The organism is Microbacterium sp. RG1, from assembly GCF_005347485.1.
GTDB classification, from domain to species: Bacteria; Actinomycetota; Actinomycetes; order Actinomycetales; family Microbacteriaceae; genus Microbacterium; species Microbacterium binotii_A.
Map to the genome: position 1 here is coordinate 2,521,437 of NZ_CP034121.1, position 17,271 is coordinate 2,538,707.

Here is a 17,271-nt window from a genome sequence, read left to right on the forward strand (position 1 = left end):
ACCCGGGGCACCCTGGCCGGATCCACGAGGGCCACACCGCTAATCCCATGCGCACGGATACGCTGACTGCATGCGTGCCCGACTCCTCGCTCTCCCCCTCGCCGTCGCCGCCCTCGCCCTCCTTGCCGGGTGCGCGAGCGCGGCCCCCGCCCCCGCCCTCACCGCCCAGAGCACGGCCCCGTCTGCTGCAACAGAGACGGCCGGTACCTGCACCTACTCCGCCGGTGGCGCCGCCGCACGCGACGTGACCGCACCGCCGACCGAGCCCGCGGTCACCGGCACCGTCGCGGTGACGCTGCAGACCTCCGCGGGCGACATCCCGATCAGCATGGATGCGGACCGCACCCCCTGCACGGTGAACAGCTTCGTCTCCCTCGCCACCCAGGGGTACTACACCGACACGAACTGCCACCGCCTCACGACCTCCGGCATCTTCGTCCTGCAGTGCGGCGATCCCACCGCGACCGGAATGGGCGGACCCGGCTACCGCTATGGCGACGAGCTCGACGGATCCGAGACGTACCCCGCCGGAACCGTCGCCATGGCCAACGCCGGCCCCGGCACGAACGGCTCGCAGTTCTTCCTCGTCTACGAGGACACCCGCCTGGATCCGGACTACACGGTGTTCGGCCAGATGGATACGGCCGGCATCGCCGTCGTGCAGCAGATCGCGGCGGCCGGGACCGACAGCGGCGGCGCCGACGGAAAGCCCAAGACCCCGGTCACCATCACGGGCGTGACCGTCGGCTGAGCGCGACCGCCGGGTCCATCCAGCGTCGAGCGAGCATCCTTTCGCCGACCGAGCATCCGATCGAATGCGCACTCGACGAATGTGTGCTCATTCGGCGAGTGGTCTCTGGCGGGCGCGCTCAGTGCTTCGTGAAGGTGTCGGTGATGTCGTGCCAGGCGTACACGCCGGTCGGCTGCTCGCCGTGCGCGAAGTCGATCAGGATGCGGCGGGCGTCATCGACGCCGAGCAGCTCGTTCGCGAGGATCGTCTGGCTCGCGTGGAACCGTGCCAGCCGCACATCGGGTCCGGACGTGTCGGGATCCGTCGCCGCCACCCCGTGCCAGAAGCCGCGGATGCGGGCCAGGCCCCGACGGCGGCGACGCCACTCGACCGTCAGCCCAGCGCGGCCGCCGGCCGTCTGCGCGTAATCATCCGACGACGACTCGAGGATGACGTAGCCGGGTCCGTTGACGTCGTCGATCCAGCTCACGGCGGCGGCGATGAGCGCGTCAGACGGGGCCTCGTGCGTGCCGAGCGTCTCGGTGCGCAGGACGAGTCCCGGATGCGGCGCGTCCTCGAAGCTCTCGGTCGGCGGCCACCACACCCGGTCGGCTGCGGTGCTGTACGCCCAGACGGCCAGCGAGTGGCGCGCAGCGGTCGCCCAGACGAGCGGCTCGAGCTCATCGGCCGCATCCCACGCGCAGTGCAGGATCGCCGTCTGTCCGGCCGGCCCGTAGTCGGCGTAACGACCGCCGGGAGGCAACTCTTCCGGCGCGTCCTCGTAGCCGCGGAAGCTCTGACGCATCTCGCGTTCCCAGGCGGCGATGGATGCGGCCGGTGCGGTCCCGATCTGCGCGTCGAACCACTCCTGCAATCGGTGCACATCCCGCGGCGCACCCGCGGGATCGAACACGGCGATATCGAACGACATGGACTCCCCCTGATCCTCGCCGCCCAGTCTTGCGCTCGGCGCGGCCGCAGGCGAGTTGTCCACAACACCCGGCGGCACGGGCCGCATCCGTCGGCTCAGTAGAATCGAGAGCATGTCCAAGGTCCTGCAGTCCCTGCCCGTCGGCGAGCGCGTCGGCATCGCGTTCTCCGGAGGCCTCGACACCTCCGTCGCCGTCGCGTGGATGCGCGACAAGGGCGCCGTACCCTGCACCTACACGGGAGACCTCGGCCAGCCCGATGAGGACGACATCGCCTCGATCCCGGGCCGTGCGCTGCAGTACGGCGCGGAGGTCTCGCGCCTGGTCGACTGCAAGACCGCGCTGGTCGAGGAGGGCTTCGTGGCGCTCGCCTGCGGTGCCTTCCACATCCGCAGCGGCGGACGCACCTACTTCAACACGACGCCCCTCGGCCGTGCGGTGACGGGGACCCTCCTGGTTCGCGCCATGAAGGAGGACGGCGTCGACATCTGGGGCGACGGCTCCACCTACAAGGGCAACGACATCGAGCGGTTCTACCGCTACGGTCTGCTCGCCAACCCGGCACTGCGCATCTACAAGCCGTGGCTGGATGCGGACTTCGTCACCGAGCTGGGTGGCCGCAAGGAGATGAGCGAGTGGCTCGTCGCGCATGACTTCCCGTACCGTGACAGCGCCGAGAAGGCGTACTCGACCGACGCGAACATCTGGGGCGCGACGCACGAGGCCAAGACGCTCGAGCACCTCGACGTGTCGCTGGAGACCGTGGAGCCCATCATGGGCGTGCGGTTCTGGGATCCGGCCGTCGAGATCGCCACGGAGGACGTGACGGTCACCTTCGAGCGCGGCCGCCCCGTCGCCCTCAACGGCGTCGAGTACACCGATCCGGTCGAGCTCGTGTTCGAGGCGAACCGCATCGGCGGGCGTCACGGCCTGGGCATGAGCGACCAGATCGAGAACCGCATCATCGAGGCCAAGTCGCGCGGCATCTACGAGGCGCCCGGCATGGCCCTGCTGTTCATCGCCTACGAGCGTCTCGTCAACGCCATTCTCAACGAGGACACCCTCGCGACCTACCACGAGCAGGGACGTCGTCTCGGTCGCCTGATGTACGAGGGGCGCTGGCTGGAGCCGCAGTCGCTCATGCTGCGCGAGTCGATCCAGAAGTGGGTCGGATCCTCCATCACGGGCGAGGTGACCCTGCGTCTGCGCCGCGGCGAGGACTACTCGGTGCTCGACACGACCGCTCCCCACATGTCCTACGGACCGGAGAAGCTGTCGATGGAGCGCGTGGGCGACGCGGCGTTCGGGCCCACCGACCGCATCGGCCAGCTCACGATGCGCAACCTCGACATCCAGGACTCCCGCGCACGTCTCGAGCAGTACGCGGGTCTGGGGCTCATCGGCGGCGCGACCGGCGCGCTGATGGGCGAGCTGCGACGCGGTGCCGCGGATGAGATCGTCGAGCACGCGGAGCCCTACGACGCCGAGCGCGAGGATCTCGCCGAGGCGACGGATGCGGTCAACGAGGCGTCCGCTTTCGACTCCGGAACCGACTGAGCGAAAAACTGCACACCAGTGTGCAGTTTTGGGCGTAGACTTCTCGTCATGCCCACCGCTGTTTCGTCGCGCCCTGACGCCCTGCGCAACCGCGCGGCGCTCGTCGAGGCCGCCACTTCTCTGATCGCGCGCGACCCGCACGCTTCCATCGCCTCGATCGCCGAGGCTGCAGGCGTCAGCCGCCGTGCCGTGTACGGCCACTTCCCCGACCGCGGCGCCCTCGTGGCCGAGCTCGTCCGCTCCGGCGCCGAGCGTTTCAACGTCCTCGCTGCCGAGACGATCACCGACGAGCCGGCGCCTCTCGCCCTCGCTCGCCTGACGGCCCGCCTGTGGGATGAGGCCGCGCAGGTACAGGTCGCCGCATCCCTCGCGCTCGACGACGCGCACATCGAGCAGACCGCCTACATCCTCGCCCCCGTGCGGCGCCGCCTGATGGCGATCGTGCGCGAGGGACAGGATGCCGAGACGCTGCGCACCGACCTGACCGCGGCGACGCTCGCGCGACTCATCGAGGAGGCGGCGCGCATGGTGATCACCCGGATCGATGCGGCGAGTTCGCACGCGCGCGGCCTCGCGGCGCGTACCGTGCTCAGTATCGCCGGACTCTCCTGGCGCGAGACGGACGCACTGCTCGAGACCCACCCCGAGCTCGCGGAGGAGGACTGATGCGCGTCGAGGCGATCACCGTCAGCAAGGGGCGCGGCGGCCAGGCACTGGCGCCCGTGTCGCTCGCTTACGAGAGCGGGAGCGCGAGACTCGCGACCGCGGAGACCGAGCAGCGCCCCACGGTTCTGGGACTCATCGCGAGCGGGCGGATGCGGCCCGACACGGGCGTGGTCCTGATCGGCGGCGCGGAGGACGACTCCGCGGTACGTCGCAAGGTCGCCCTCGTCGACGCGCCCGACGTGTCGGATCCCGCTCCCAACGTCACGGTGTTCACGGTCGTCTCCGAGGAGCTCATGTTCGCGGGGCGCCCTTCGAACCCGATCGCGACCAAGGCGTGGCTCACCGAGGCCGGCCTGCTGGAGATCTCGCGCACCCCCATCGCCGACGTCGCTCCCGCCGATCGGTTGCGCATCCTGCTGGAGCTCAGCGTGCTGCGTCCGGATGTGGAGGCCCTCGTCCTCGTCTCCCCCGACCGACACGGCGGCGATCCGCGCGTGTGGTGGGAGCTCGCGGAGGAGTTCGCCGGCCGCGGACTCGCCGTGCTGGTGATCGCCGGCCAGGCGGCCGGTGCGGTTCTCGCGGGCCGCGCCGAGCGGGCCGAGATGGATGAGACGGAGGTGGCGCGATGAAGGTTCCCGCGATGATCACGGCGGAGCTGCGCCGACTGACGTCCACGAAGATGTCGGTCATCGCCCTGATCGCCCTCATGTGCGTGCCGGTGCTCTACGGCGGCCTGTACCTGTGGGCCAACCAGGATCCGTACGGCCGCCTCGACCAGGTGCCCGTCGGTCTCGTCGTGCTGGATGCGGGCGTGACCGAGAACGGCGAGACCACGAACTACGGCGACGAGGTCGCGGACAACCTCGTGAAGGACGGCACGTTCGACTGGCAGCGGATGAGCGCCGAGGGCGCCCAGGACGCCCTGAAGCACGGGGCGGTGGACTTCACCGTCACGATCCCCGCCGACTTCTCCGACGCCCTGCAGTCGGCCGCCGGGACCTCGCCGCGCCAGGCGGGGCTGGAGCTGTCGACCAACGACGCGAACAACTACCTCGCCTCCACGATCGGCTCCCAGGCGATCGAGAAGATCCGCGCCTCGGTGGCCAAGCTGGTCGGCACCCAGGCCGCGAGCCGTCTGTTGACGGCGATCAGCGACATCCGTGGCAATCTCGTCACCGCGGCCGACGGCGCCTCCCAGCTCGCCGACGGCGCCGCATCCGCTCTGGCAGGATCCCAGAGGCTCGGCGACGGCGCCTCCCAGCTCGCCGACGGGACGGCCCAGCTATCCTCCGGCGCCTCCCAGCTCGCCGGCGGAGCGTCGCAGCTCGCCGACGGCGCGAGCCAGGTGGCGGCGGGCACGGCGACGCTCGACGGATACGCCGACCGCGCGGCCTCGGCATCGCAGGGCCTGGTGAACGATCTGCCCGCCATCCGCTCCGCGATCGCCGACGAGCTCGCCGCGCGCGGGCTCACTCCCGACGAGATCGACGCCGTGCTCGCGCGACTCGACACCCTCGGCGGCGACGTGTCGTCCGCGAACGACCGGGTGCAGTCCGCCGTGAGTCAGATCGACCGGCTGAACGCCGGCGCCGCGCAGGTGTCGCAGGGAGCGGCGAGTCTCGCGAGCGGAGCCGCGCAGCTCGCCGACGGCGCCGCATCCGCGGCCGACGGTGCGGCCGCGCTCCGCGACGGCACCGGCACGCTCACCTCTGGTCTGTCCCAGCTGGACGACGGCGCGAAGCAGCTCTCGAGCGGGCTCGCCGACGGCGTGGCGCAGATCCCCGACTCCGACGCGGCGCTGCGCGAAAAGCAGGCCGACACGATCGCCGATCCGGTGGATGTGGAATCGAGCAAGGTCGCGGCGGCGGCGGACTACGGCGCGGGGCTCGCCCCCTTCTTCGCCTCGCTCGCGGGCTGGATCGGCATCTACGCGCTCTTCCTGATCGTGAAGCCGATCTCGCGCCGGGCGATCACGGCGCTGCACTCCCCCGTCCGCATCACCCTGGCGGGGTGGCTGACACCGGGACTTCTGGGCGGCATCCAGATGATCGCGTTGTTCGGCGTGCTGTCGCTCGCACTCGGCTTCACGTTCGCGAACCCGCTCGCGACGCTCGGCATCATGGTGCTCGCCTCGCTGACGTACGCGGCGATCATCCTGGCGCTGAACGTGTGGTTCGGGTCGGTCGGCCAGTTCCTGGGTCTCGTGCTCATGGTCCTGCAGCTCGTGACGGCGGGCGGGACGTTCCCGTGGCAGACGCTCCCCGCACCGCTGACGGGGCTGCATCACGTGCTGCCGATGGGCTTCGTCGTCGACGCGATGAGACAGCTCATGTACGGCGGCGACATCGCCCGGATCGGCAGCGACATCACCGTGCTCCTCACCTGGATGCTGGGCGCCCTGGTGCTCGCCGCGCTCGGCGTCACACGGATGACGCACAAGCGCACCCTCCGCGACCTGGCCCCCTCCCTCATCGGCTAAGCCCCGCATCCGCCCGCCCTCAGCCCCCAGGGCCGAGGGCGGGACGGATGCGGGTGCATACACCGCACGCCCAGGGTCCTGCCACGGTTCGTCCAGAAAGCCCCCCTACCGTGTGCAGGTCGCCCGCGAGCCCGAACTCGCACGGCGGCAGCCCCGACGACGGGGCGTGTCCACCCTGCTGGCGCAGCGCGTGATCGTCCCCGACGTCCCTCGCGTCCGCGCGTTCTCCGTGCCCCGCGTCAGGCAGGCCGCTTGACCCTGGAGCCATATGCCCCGCTTTCGTCGCGCCCTGTTGAGCGCTGCCGCCCTCGTGGTGGCCGTCCCCCTCCTTCTTCCCACGGCAGCGTTCGCAGCCTCCGACGACGCGGCTCCCACGCCGACCCCGTCGGCCTCCACCCCTCCCGCCGATCCCGCACCGCGCGCGATCGACCTCGATGCGTCGCTCTACCTCACGCTGGCGCGCTCCGTCTCCGCTTCGGCGGTCGGGAAGGCCGACACCACGACGCTCGACAAGGAGATCGCCCGATTGAGCTCGTCCCCAGAGCTCTCGGATGCGGTCGCCGAAGCGTCCATCACCGTGCTGCGTGATGCGACATCTCGCGTCACCGCCGAGCGGGATGCCTACGACGCCCGTGTCGCCGCCGAGCAGCAGGCCGCTGCCGAGGCGGCTGCTGCGGCGCTCGCGCAGGCCAACACGCCCGACGGCGCTCGTGCTGCGGCCCGCACGATGGCGGCTGAGACCTACGGCTGGGGCGACGATCAGTTCTCGTGCCTCGAGTCCCTGTGGCAGCGCGAGTCGAGTTGGAACTACCAGGCCTACAACGACGGCAGTGGCGCGACCGGCATCCCGCAGGCGCTGCCCGGATCGAAGATGGCCTCGGCCGGCGATGACTGGCAGACCTCCGCGATCACGCAGATCCGCTGGGGCTTGGACTACATCGACCGTGCCTACGGCACGCCGTGCGCGGCGTGGGGCCATTCGCAGGCCACGAGCTGGTACTGAGAACGCGAACGACGAAGGGGCACCCGCATCGCGCGGGTGCCCCTTCGTCGTTCCGGCGTCAGAGCGCGGCGCGGAGCCCCTCGACGAGCGACGTCGTCGGGCGGCCGATGAGCTGCGACAGCGTGCGGTCCTGGGAGTCGAGAGCGCCCGCGGCGATTCCCGCGTCCAGCGCGGCGACGAAGCCGGCCGTGCCCTCATCCAGCCCCGCACCCCGCAGAGCCTCGAGCAGATGCTCCTCGGACAGAGCCACATACGTCACGTCGCGCCCGTGGATCTCCGCTGCGGCGGCGGCGAGATCGGCGTAGCCGAACGCCACGTCACCGGCGAGCTCGAGCACGCGCCCGAGGTAGGCGTCGTCCGTCGCGACGACCGCGGCCGCCTCGGCGAAGTCCGCGCGGGCGGCGGCCGCGACCTTCCCGTCGGCGACGGCGGCGGCGATCACGCCCGATTCAGCGGCGCGGGCCACATCCTGCGCGTAGTTCTCGATGTACCAGTTGTTGCGGAGGATCGTGTGGGGCAGGCCGGATGCGGCGAGCGCCTCCTCCGTCGCGACGTGCTCCGCAGCCAGCGGCAGCGGGCTCGTCGTCGCGTGGTAGAGGCTCGTGTAGACCAGCCCTCCGACCTTCGCGGCCACGGCGGCGTCGATGACCGCCTGGTGCTGGGCGAGACGCTTGCCCACCTCGGAGCCCGAGACGAGCACGACGCGGTCGATCCCGGCGAATGCGGCGTCGAGGGTTTCGGGTGCGTCGTAGTCGACGACGGCGGTGCGCACGCCGCGCTCGGCGAGGTCGGCGACCTTGTCGAGGCTGCGGGAGCCTGCGACGACGTCGGATGCGGCGACGCCGCGGGCGAGCAGGCTTTCGACGATGAGGCGGCCGAGGTGTCCGCTGGCGGCGGTGACGAGAACGGTCATGGGGTGTCCTTTCGATCCGGTACGTGGGGGTAAGCCCACCTTCCGCCTGAGACATTCCCTTTGTCAGGTACCCACTTTGGAGTAAGGTACCCACGTCATGGTGAGTTTTGTGAAATTACAGGCCCTGCCCGGGGGATTGTTCACCCACGCGTGCCCCACGAGAACGGTGCTCGACCACGTGATGAGTCGCTGGGGCGTGCTCGTTCTCTCGGCGCTCGTAGGCGGAACGCTCCGCTGGAGCGAGCTGCGCCGCGCCGTCGACGGCATCAGCGAGAAGATGCTCGCATCGACGCTGCGTCAGCTCACCGCGGACGGCTTCGTGGAGCGGGAGTCGTTTCCCACGGTGCCGCCCCACGTCGAGTACCGGTTGACTGATCGGGGCCGGGACCTCATGGCGCGCATGCTGCCGCTGCTGGAGTGGATCGCCACGAACGCCGACGAGATCGTGGCGGGGGATCCTGCCGCGATCTAGGTTGCCGTGGGCGCGTCGCCCCCGATGACAAGTTCGGCGTGGAGGAGTCGGCGCAACGCGAGGATCACGGGTTCGTACAGTGCAGTGCCCAGTACGGCATAGGCCACCGCCTCCCCCCGATCCATGTCTGACAGAGGCATGAGCTCAGCAGCGGCCAGCTGGCGAAGCGGTGCGATGTAGCGGGCAGCGATCTCCTCGTTCCACGGGAGCCCGGCCGCCTGCACTGCCGCGGCCGCCGCGTCCAGCTGCTGCACCGCCGGGTAGTCCTCGGGCACCTGAATCCCGAGCCTCCTCGCCTCCCCCGAGTGCGTCACCGGGTCGTCCGTCGCGGGAGTCATGGTCGCCACCGCACGACCCATCGCCGCGACCGGGTCCACCCCGTCGTCGAGCACTTCGAGCACGGCCCTCGCCTGCGCGAGGGACATGGCCGCGGCACCGGTCAGCGCGCCGATGAGCCGCACCCGGTCGACATGTCTCTCGTCGTATACGGCTTGATTCGGCGCCGTCGTACGACCGCGCAGCAGCCCCTCCCGCACATAGAACTTGAGTGTGGGCAGTGGGACGTTCGTGCGCTCTGCGAGTTCGGAGATTCTCATCCGCTCCTCCTTGTAACGGATAGTATCACTCGCTATAACGGAGAGTACTACTATCCGTTAGGACTCCCCGCATGGTCTTCCTCACCACCGCATGCACCGTCGCGCTCGCGCTTGCACTCCATCTGCTCCGCACTCCCGGCTTCATCGACCCCGTCTCCGTCCCCGTTGCCGGGCTCGTCGTCATGTGCGCGATGGCCATCATCGGACGACTCCTGCGGACCACGCGCACCCAGCTGATCGCGATGGTTCCCCGCTCCATCCCGCGCCCCGAGGTCGTCGTATGGATCTCGGCGGCATGCGAGCTCGCCGCGGCCGTCGGTCTGCTGGTCGCACCGCTCCGGCTGGCCAGTGCCGTGGCGCTCGCACTGTTCCTCGTGGTCGTCTTCCCCGCGAACGTGCGCGCAGCGCATCTGGCGGGAGATACCGACGGCACATTCGCCCGACGCATCGCGGTGCGCGGCGCCAAGCAAGCCCTGTTCATCGCTTTGTGCGTCTGGGTCGTGGCCCTCAACGTCTGAGCCGGTCAGCGCGGATCGGGATCCTTGTCGCGCAGCTCGTCGACGTACATGGCCTCTTCGTCCAGCGTGCGGTTGCGGTAGGCCTGTCGGCCCACCATGTGCGCCGACAGCGGTGCCGTCGCGAGCTGGATGAGGGCGATCGGGATGAGGAAGGCCACCGCGGCCCAGCTGCGGACCGACAACGCGACCGCCAGGCAGATCAGCAGGAAGCCGAGCACCTGTGGCTTGGTCGCCGCGTGGAGACGCGTCGGGACGTCGTGGAATCGCAGCAGGCCGATCGCCGCCGTGAGGCACAGGAGCGCGCCGATGAGGATCAGCACCAGGGCCGTGGTGTCGAGGACGGCGTCGATCGGGAACCCCGCATCCGTCTGGACGTGCGCGATCATCGCTGGTTCGCATCCTTCCTCGCGACGAACCGCGCGATCGAGATGGATCCGAACACACCGATCGCGGCGATCACCAGCAGCACCGGCAGTGTGCGGGTGTGATGGTTGATCGCCATCTCGGCGCCCAGGACGCACATGACCTCGGTCAGCAGCACGTCGCTGGCGACCGCCCGGTCGAGGATCGAGGGCCCCGTGATGACGCGCCAGAGCGTGAGCAGGGCGGCCACGGCGAAGACGATGTAGATCGCCACGAGCAGTGGGTTCATCGGCTGGCCTCCTTCGCCTCGGCCTGGCCCGTGCGGGCCGGCGTCACCTGCGCGAGCTGTGCGCGCGAGCCGACCGCGCGCACGATCCGCCGCTCCCACCGCTGCACCTGACGTCGCTGCGCCTCGACGTCCGCGTCCGAGCTCACGCCGATGACGTGCAGGTAGAGCACGCTCTCGTCGCGGTCGATGTCGATCACGAGCGATCCCGGGATGAGGGATGCGGTGACGGCGGTGTGCGCGAGGATCAGCTCGTCATTCGTGGCGAGCGGCACCGCGATCACCGCGACCCCCGGATAGCGCCGCGGGTTCACGACCTGCCAGGCGACGAGCAACGAGCCCTTGACGAGCGCGCCGAGGAAGGCGAGCACGAAGACCAAGCCGTACCAGAGGTTGACGCGGCCGGACAGCTCCACCGGAGGCAACCGGAAGACGCGGGTGACCAGGATCGCCGCCACGAGTCCGGTCAGGAACGCGATGACCGTGAACTGACCCCACAGCAGCATCCACAGGGCGACGAGCCACAGGAAGAACGGCAGTTGCCGCCAGGTCTGGGCGATGAGTCCCTTGGGGCCGCGGAGGTGTCGGATCACTGATCGACCTCCCCGGACTGCGTCTCCAGCTGCACGAGCTGCACGGGCTGCAGCAGCGCGTCGCCGATGCGGGTGCACATGTCGTAGAGAGGCCCGGCGAACACCGTGAGGGCGACCGTCACGGCGACCATGCCCGCGGTGGCCGCAGTCATGACACGCGGGATGACGCGGCGTTCGGTCTGGATGCCGGCGGCCGGCGCGTTGCCCAGATACTCGACGCGCGCCTCGACCTCGGGCTCCTCCGTGTCGTCCTCGCGCCAGAAGCCGAGGTTCCAGGCGCGCATGAGCGCGTACAGCGTGAGCAGCGACGTGACGATACCGGCCACGATCAGAACCATCATGAGCGGGGTTCCCACCTGGGCTGCGGCGTCGAAGAGTCCGTACTTGCCGATGAACCCCGAGAACGGGGGGAGACCGCCCAGGTTCACCGCGGGGATGAAGTACAGCACCGCGATCACGGGAGCTGCGCGCATGAGCCCCTTCAGCTTGAGGATGGAGGTGCTGCCGGCCCGGCGCTCGATGAGTCCGACGGCGAGGAACAGGGTCGTCTGCACCACGATGTGGTGGACCATGTAGTAGATCGTCGCGCCGATCGCCGCGGGGGTCGCGATCGCGAGCCCGAACACCATGTAGCCCACGTGGCTCACGAGCGTGAACGAGAGGATCCTCTTGAGCTCCGCCTGGGCGACCGCGCCGAGGACACCGACGATCATCGTGGCGAGGGCGACGATCAGCAGCAGGACGTTCACGTTGCTGTCGGGGAACAGCTGCGTCTCGGTGCGGATGAGCGCGTAGACGCCGACTTTGGTCAGCAAGCCCGCGAACACGGCCGTGACGGGCGCGGGGGCGGTCGGGTAGGAGTCGGGCAGCCAGAACGACAGAGGGAAGACGGCCGCCTTGATGCTGAAGGCCAGCAGCAGCATGAGGTGGAGCGTGAGCTGGACGTGCTGAGGCAGCTCCCCCATCCGCTCGGCGATCTGCGCCATGTTCACGGTGCCGAGGGCGCCGTAGATCATGGCGATCGAGGCCAGGAAGAGGATCGAGGAGACGAGCGAGACGACGATGTAGACGATGCCCGCACGGATGCGGGACTCGGTGCCGCCGAGGGTGATCAGCACGTAGGACGCGACGAGCAGGATCTCGAAGCCCACGTAGAGGTTGAAGAGGTCGCCCGCGATGAACGCGTTGAAGATCCCCGCCGCGAGGATGAGGTACGACGGGTGGAAGATCGAGACGGGGGTCTCGTCGTCTCCGTCGGCGGCGCCCTGGCCGACCGAGAAGAGCAGGACCGCGAGCAGCACGACACTCGAGACCACGACGAGCAGCGCCGCCAGTCGGTCGACGTACAGCACGATGCCGAACGGGATCGGCCAGCCGCCGACCGCGACCGCGAGAGGCTGTCCCGAGTCGACGACGACGAGAAGGACGGCCGCGATGGCCAGCACCGCGGTCAGGGTCGTGATCGAGACGGCGACCTGCACGCGCCGGCGCCGGCCGAACACGAGGGCGATGGCCGCACCGATGAGCGGCAGGGTGACCAGGAGGGGAACCAGTGCGTTCATCGCTCGCCCTCCTCGTTCTCATCGCGCCTGCTGGTCGGTCGGTCGGTCGGCGCGTCGTCTCGGATGCCGGGCACGTCGAGGCTGCCGAGCACCGTGATGGGAACGCTCGCCGCATCCACGAAGTCCGTCGTCGCATCGTCGGCGGTGAACTCGTCCTCCATCGCCTCTTCGTCTTGGGCGGCGCGACCGCGAAGGGCGATGTCCTCGACGTCGTCCTCCACGGTGTCGGCCTGGCCCAGCTGCCAGGAGCGGTAGATGAGCGCGAGCAGGAATGCCGAGACCGCGAAGGTGATCACGATCGCCGTCAGCGTGAGCGCCTGGGGGAGCGGGTCGGAGAACTGGGCCGAATCGGCGCCTTTCGCGAAGAAGGGCGCGGTTCCGGGGAAGCCCATCACGATGAGAAGCAGCAGGTTCGCGGCGTTGCCGAGCAGCAGGAAGCCGATCAGGACCCGCGTGAGACTCCGCTCGAGCATCGCGTACACACCGCACGCGAAGAGCACGGCCATCACGGCGATCAGGACGACGGAGACACTCATCGGGCACCCGCCCCCTGCTGCTCCAGTTGGAGCTTCTGGCGGTCGACCTCGGCGCCGAGGCTGCGGAGTACGTCGAGCACGAGTCCGATGACGACGAGGTACACGCCGATGTCGAAGATCGTCGACGTCACGAACTCGACGTGGCCGAGCACGGGGAGCGTCGCGTCGAACCAGGTGCTCGTGAGGGGGTCGACGCCGAAGAACAGCGGCACGACGGCGGTGCCGACGGCGAGCAGCATTCCCACGCCGAGCAGACGCCCCGCATCCGTCGGGGCTGCGGCACCGAGCTCGTAGCGGCCGCCGGCGACGTAGCGCATGACGAGCGCCATGCCCGCGATGAGACCGCCCGCGAACCCGCCGCCGGGAAGGTTGTGACCGGCGAACAGCACGTACAGCGACACGATGATGATCGAGTGGAAGAGGATCCGCACGACCACCTCGAGCAGGATCGAGCGGTTCTCCGGCTTGACCTTGGCCCCTCCCACGAGCCAGGCGCGACGGCCGCTCTCGCCCGCGCCCTGGGGGCGCAGACCCTCCGACGTCTCGAGCAGCGGACGTCGACGGGGGATGCGGGGAAGCGGCTTGGTGAAGTCCGAGAGGGTGTCGGCGCGGTGGGTGACGAACACGAGTGAGGCGACACCGGTGGCCGCCAGGATGAGCACCGACAGCTCGCCCATCGTGTCCCAGCCGCGGAGGTCGACGAGGGCGACGTTGACGACGTTGCGCCCGTGGCCCAGTTCGTAGGCGAGTTCCGGGAAGGCGAGCGAGATCGGCGCCTCGACGCGCGCGGAGGTCGCGACGATCGCGACGAAAGCCATCGTGAGGCCGACGGCTCCGGCGAGCACGGCGCGCGCGAGCGGCGCCACCGACGCGTTGTGGTCGCCCATCCGGGCCGGGATGCGCCGCAGCACGAGCGCGAAGGCGACCAGCGTGACGGTCTCGATGAGGATCTGCGTCAGAGCCAGATCGGGGGCGCCGCTCGTGGCGAAGAGCACGACCATGCCCAGGCCCGTGACCGAGACGAGCACGACACCCGTGTAGCGCTTGCGGGCACGCACCGCGATGATGCCCGCGACGATCATGATGGGGGCGACGAAGACCTGGGTGGGGGACTGCCAGGCATCCAGCTGCGCGCGCCACTCGGGAGCGGCGAACAGGGTGACGCCCTGGGAGACGACGAAGACGACGAAGATCGTGCCGACGTAGACGGGCAGCGAACCGCGCTGCGTGAGCGTCGTCGTCCACACCGAGACGCGTGCGATCAGACGCAGGACGGCGTTGTACGCGTCGGCGGCGGTGAACGGGAGGACGCGGCGACGCTCGGACCAGCGCACCTTCAGAGCGAACCAGAACAGGAACGCGCCCACCGCCAGCGTGCCGAGCGAGAGGAAGAGCGCGGGCTCGAACCCGTGCCACAGCGCCAGGTGAGTGGCCTTCTCGCCTGCGGGTGGGGCGAGCTCGGCGTATCGCGCGAACGCGGTGTCGACCCAGGGGGCCGCGAGCCCCGACACGAGAGTGAGACCGGAGAGGATGACGGGCGCCGCGAGGAAGCCGACCGGCGGGTCGGGCCACTCGGTGCGCTCTCGTGCGGTGCCGTCCGCATCCTTCTTGGTCCAGAAGGCGCCCCAGATGAAGCGGATGCCGTATGCGGCCGTCAGCGCCGATCCGATGAGGATGCCGATGAGCGCGACCATCGCCCACACCGATCCGTCGTCGAGGAATGCCGCGAGCGCGGACTCCTTCGCAACGAACCCGATGGTGGGGATGACTCCGGCCATGGAGGCGACCGCGATGATCGAGAAGGTCGCGAGCGTCGGCGCCTGCCGTCCCACGCCGGAGAGCTCGTTGATGTCGCGGGTGGACAGCTGGCGGTCGATGACGCCGACGACGAGGAACAGCGATGACTTGAACAGGGCGTGGCTCAGCAGGAGAGCGAGGCCCGCGAGGGCTGCCTCCCTCGTGCCGAAGCCGAGGACGACCGTCAGGAACCCGAGCTGGCTCACCGTGCCGAAGGCGAGGATGCGCTTGAGGTCGGATTCGCGCAGGGCCTGCACGCCGCCGAGCAGCATCGTGAACACGCCGAGGCACACGATGATCGGACGCCAGGGATCGGCCTCCGCGTAGACGGGCGCGAAGCGGGCGATCAGATAGATGCCGGCCTTGACCATCGCCGCCGCGTGGAGGTAGGCGCTCACGGGCGTGGGCGCGGCCATCGCGCCGGGGAGCCAGAAGTGGAAGGGGAAGATCGCCGACTTGCTGAGGGCTCCGACCAGAAGCAGGACGAGGGCGGCGTTGACGACGGGGCCCGTGGGAGCCTCGGCGAGGATCGTGGAGATGCTGGTGGTTCCGGCCTCCACGACGAACAACACGACGCCGATCAGCATGACCAGCCCGCCGAGCGTCGTGACGAGCAACGCCTGGAGTGCCGCACGGCGGCTGACGCCACGCGCGTGGTAGTAGCCGATCAGCAGATACGAGAGGACGCTCGTGATCTCCCACAGCATGACCAGCACGACGATGTCGTCGGTGAGGACGAGTCCGTACATGGCTCCGGCGAAGGCGAGGAGCACGGCGGAGAACTGGCCGAGGCCGTCGCGCTTGCCCGCGAAGTACCAGCGGCAGTAGAGCATCACCAGAGCGCCGACGCCGGTCACGATGAGCGTCAGCACCCAGCTGAGCATGTCCATCCGCATCGAGAGCTGGATACCGAGCGAGGGCATCCATTCGTATGTCTCGAAAGGAATGCTCCCCGACAGCACCTGCGGCGCCAGCCACAACGTGTGTCCGAAGGCGATGATCGGCAGCAGGGCCGCTACCGCGAACGCGCGTGCTCCGAGGCGGGAGACCAGCCAGGGGAGCAGGAGGGGGACGAGGGCGAACGCAGCGAGGAGTACCAGCAAACGCGGCCTCCTCGTGGTCGTCGGGGCTCCGTGGCAGGCGGAACCACTCAGGCGATCGGGGTGTCGCTCTCTATTCTACGGGGCGAATGAGGCGCCCGGCACCACGGGAGCCGAAACGGGTCCTGTCGTATTACCCGGACGGAACACAGAGGTCAGCAGGATGTCGGGGGGCACGACGCCCTCGAGCATCGCCGAGACGGCGATCCCCGCGGCACGCCCCTTCTCCGCCGCAGGCTGAACCATCGTGGTCAGGGTGAGGGGCGCGACACCGTCGACCGAAACGCCGTCGAACCCCGTGACGCTCACGTCCTCGGGCACGCGCAGCCCGGCATCGTGGACGGCTCGGATGATGCCCGCGGCCAACACGTCGCTCTGGGCGAGGATCGCCGTGGGTCGCGGGCCCGGCGCCGTCAGGATGGCGCGGCCGGCGGAATAGCCCTCATCGATGAGGCTCGCCCCCGCCGCGTACACACCGGCATCCTCGAACACGTCGAGGGCGCCTTCGAGACGTTCGCGGGTGACGTCGACGGTGATCTGGGAGGCCGCCTGCGGATCGAACCATCCCGTGCCGTGTGGCCCGCCGACGGGAAGCGCGACCACGACGACGCGTCGGTGGCCGAGCTCTCGCACGTGCCGGGCGATGACGGCCTGCGCGTCGCGGTTGTCCAGCCGGATGCGGGGGATCCCCTCACCCGCATCCCCTTCCACCACGACGACCGGGACCCCCCGGCGCTGCAGCACCTCGAGGTCGGAGCGCAGCCGCGTGCTGCAGCCGATGAGCACGAAGGCGTCGGCAGGGGCTGCGGGGAGGGCGGCGCCCCCCGATTCGTCGTCGCGGAGCAGGAGCAGGCCGCTGCCGCGCTCGGCGACGCCCTCGGCGAGGCCGTCGAGCATGATCGTCGTGACGGGATCGCGGAAGGCCGCGCGGAGCCGGTCGCCGATGACGACGCCCACGACGCCGGAGCGTCCGAGACGCAGGGATGCCGCTCGCGGATCGGGTCCGGCGTAGCCGAGCTCGGCGGCGGCGGCGAGCACACGCGAGCGGGTCGCGTCGGAGACCGCGGTCTTGCCGCTGAACACCACCGACGCGGTCGAGGCGGCGACTCCCGCCTGACGGGCGACGTCGGCGATGGTGGCACGGCGTGCGTTCATGGTCCCTCGATGCTAA

At 69.8% G+C, this 17,271-nt stretch carries 18 protein-coding genes; 8 read left to right on the forward strand and 10 right to left on the reverse strand.

Going from position 1 to position 17,271, the window contains the following annotated elements:
- Positions 1 to 70 precede the first annotated feature (70 nt).
- Positions 71 to 751: a peptidylprolyl isomerase gene (locus tag EHF32_RS12250; RefSeq protein ID WP_137418447.1), complete on the forward strand. Its 681-nt coding sequence runs from the start codon at positions 71 to 73 to the stop codon at positions 749 to 751.
- Positions 752 to 869: 118 nt separating this feature from the next.
- On the opposite strand, the gene EHF32_RS12255 is transcribed toward EHF32_RS12250, so the two are convergent.
- On the reverse strand, positions 870 to 1,661 hold the full coding sequence (locus EHF32_RS12255) for a hypothetical protein (RefSeq protein WP_137418448.1): 792 nt from the start codon (positions 1,659 to 1,661) through the stop codon (positions 870 to 872).
- A gap of 112 nt (positions 1,662 to 1,773) precedes the next feature.
- Between EHF32_RS12255 and argG the strand changes: the two genes are divergently transcribed.
- From argG to EHF32_RS12280, 5 genes are all read left to right on the forward strand, one after another.
- Complete coding sequence (gene argG, locus EHF32_RS12260) at positions 1,774 to 3,216, forward strand: argininosuccinate synthase (RefSeq protein WP_137418449.1); 1,443 nt, start codon at positions 1,774 to 1,776, stop codon at positions 3,214 to 3,216.
- 48 nt (positions 3,217 to 3,264) lie between these two features.
- Positions 3,265 to 3,882: a TetR/AcrR family transcriptional regulator gene (locus EHF32_RS12265; RefSeq protein ID WP_137418450.1), complete on the forward strand. Its 618-nt coding sequence runs from the start codon at positions 3,265 to 3,267 to the stop codon at positions 3,880 to 3,882.
- Entirely contained in the window at positions 3,882 to 4,511 is a 630-nt protein-coding gene (locus tag EHF32_RS12270; protein WP_192900641.1) for a hypothetical protein, read from the forward strand. The genes EHF32_RS12265 and EHF32_RS12270 overlap by 1 nt, the downstream gene beginning before the upstream one ends.
- Positions 4,508 to 6,361: a YhgE/Pip family protein gene (locus EHF32_RS12275; RefSeq protein WP_137418451.1), complete on the forward strand. Its 1,854-nt coding sequence runs from the start codon at positions 4,508 to 4,510 to the stop codon at positions 6,359 to 6,361. Before EHF32_RS12270 ends, EHF32_RS12275 begins: the two co-directional genes overlap by 4 nt.
- A 268-nt stretch (positions 6,362 to 6,629) precedes the next feature.
- A complete protein-coding gene (locus tag EHF32_RS12280; RefSeq protein ID WP_137418452.1) occupies positions 6,630 to 7,364 on the forward strand; it encodes a hypothetical protein in 735 nt (244 codons plus the stop codon).
- Positions 7,365 to 7,422: 58 nt separating this feature from the next.
- Here the strand turns inward: EHF32_RS12280 and EHF32_RS12285 are convergent, their stop codons facing one another.
- The gene (locus tag EHF32_RS12285) at positions 7,423 to 8,277 is read right to left on the reverse strand and encodes an NmrA family NAD(P)-binding protein (protein ID WP_137418453.1); all 855 of its coding nucleotides are present in this window, start codon (positions 8,275 to 8,277) and stop codon (positions 7,423 to 7,425) included.
- Positions 8,278 to 8,374: 97 nt separating this feature from the next.
- Between EHF32_RS12285 and EHF32_RS12290 the strand changes: the two genes are divergently transcribed.
- Positions 8,375 to 8,749 carry a winged helix-turn-helix transcriptional regulator gene (locus EHF32_RS12290; protein WP_137418454.1) on the forward strand — a complete coding sequence of 125 codons (375 nt, stop codon included), beginning with the start codon at positions 8,375 to 8,377 and terminating at the stop codon, positions 8,747 to 8,749.
- Here EHF32_RS12290 and EHF32_RS12295 read toward each other — a convergent pair.
- Entirely contained in the window at positions 8,746 to 9,345 is a 600-nt protein-coding gene (locus tag EHF32_RS12295; protein WP_137418455.1) for a MerR family transcriptional regulator, read from the reverse strand. The two genes, EHF32_RS12290 and EHF32_RS12295, sit on opposite strands and share 4 nt — an antisense overlap.
- Positions 9,346 to 9,416: 71 nt before the next feature.
- On the opposite strand from EHF32_RS12295, the gene EHF32_RS12300 reads away from it, so the two are divergent.
- A complete protein-coding gene (locus EHF32_RS12300; protein ID WP_137418456.1) occupies positions 9,417 to 9,863 on the forward strand; it encodes a DoxX family protein in 447 nt (148 codons plus the stop codon).
- A gap of 5 nt (positions 9,864 to 9,868) precedes the next feature.
- On the opposite strand, the gene mnhG is transcribed toward EHF32_RS12300, so the two are convergent.
- The 7 genes from mnhG to EHF32_RS12335 form a co-directional block, all read right to left on the reverse strand.
- Complete coding sequence (mnhG, locus tag EHF32_RS12305; protein ID WP_137418457.1) at positions 9,869 to 10,249, reverse strand: monovalent cation/H(+) antiporter subunit G; 381 nt, start codon at positions 10,247 to 10,249, stop codon at positions 9,869 to 9,871.
- Positions 10,246 to 10,515: a monovalent cation/H+ antiporter complex subunit F gene (locus EHF32_RS12310; protein WP_137418458.1), complete on the reverse strand. Its 270-nt coding sequence runs from the start codon at positions 10,513 to 10,515 to the stop codon at positions 10,246 to 10,248. Before EHF32_RS12310 ends, mnhG begins: the two co-directional genes overlap by 4 nt.
- Positions 10,512 to 11,105 (reverse strand): Na+/H+ antiporter subunit E, encoded by a 594-nt coding sequence (locus EHF32_RS12315; RefSeq protein ID WP_238343701.1) that lies wholly within the window; start codon positions 11,103 to 11,105, stop codon positions 10,512 to 10,514. Before EHF32_RS12315 ends, EHF32_RS12310 begins: the two co-directional genes overlap by 4 nt.
- Complete coding sequence (locus EHF32_RS12320; protein ID WP_137418459.1) at positions 11,102 to 12,667, reverse strand: Na+/H+ antiporter subunit D; 1,566 nt, start codon at positions 12,665 to 12,667, stop codon at positions 11,102 to 11,104. The genes EHF32_RS12315 and EHF32_RS12320 overlap by 4 nt, the downstream gene beginning before the upstream one ends.
- Positions 12,664 to 13,203 (reverse strand): Na(+)/H(+) antiporter subunit C, encoded by a 540-nt coding sequence (locus EHF32_RS12325; RefSeq protein WP_137418460.1) that lies wholly within the window; start codon positions 13,201 to 13,203, stop codon positions 12,664 to 12,666. Before EHF32_RS12325 ends, EHF32_RS12320 begins: the two co-directional genes overlap by 4 nt.
- The gene (locus EHF32_RS12330; RefSeq protein ID WP_137418461.1) at positions 13,200 to 16,103 is read right to left on the reverse strand and encodes a Na+/H+ antiporter subunit A; all 2,904 of its coding nucleotides are present in this window, start codon (positions 16,101 to 16,103) and stop codon (positions 13,200 to 13,202) included. The genes EHF32_RS12325 and EHF32_RS12330 overlap by 4 nt, the downstream gene beginning before the upstream one ends.
- A 75-nt stretch (positions 16,104 to 16,178) precedes the next feature.
- Positions 16,179 to 17,255: a LacI family DNA-binding transcriptional regulator gene (locus EHF32_RS12335; protein ID WP_137418462.1), complete on the reverse strand. Its 1,077-nt coding sequence runs from the start codon at positions 17,253 to 17,255 to the stop codon at positions 16,179 to 16,181.
- Positions 17,256 to 17,271: the final 16 nt, after the last annotated feature.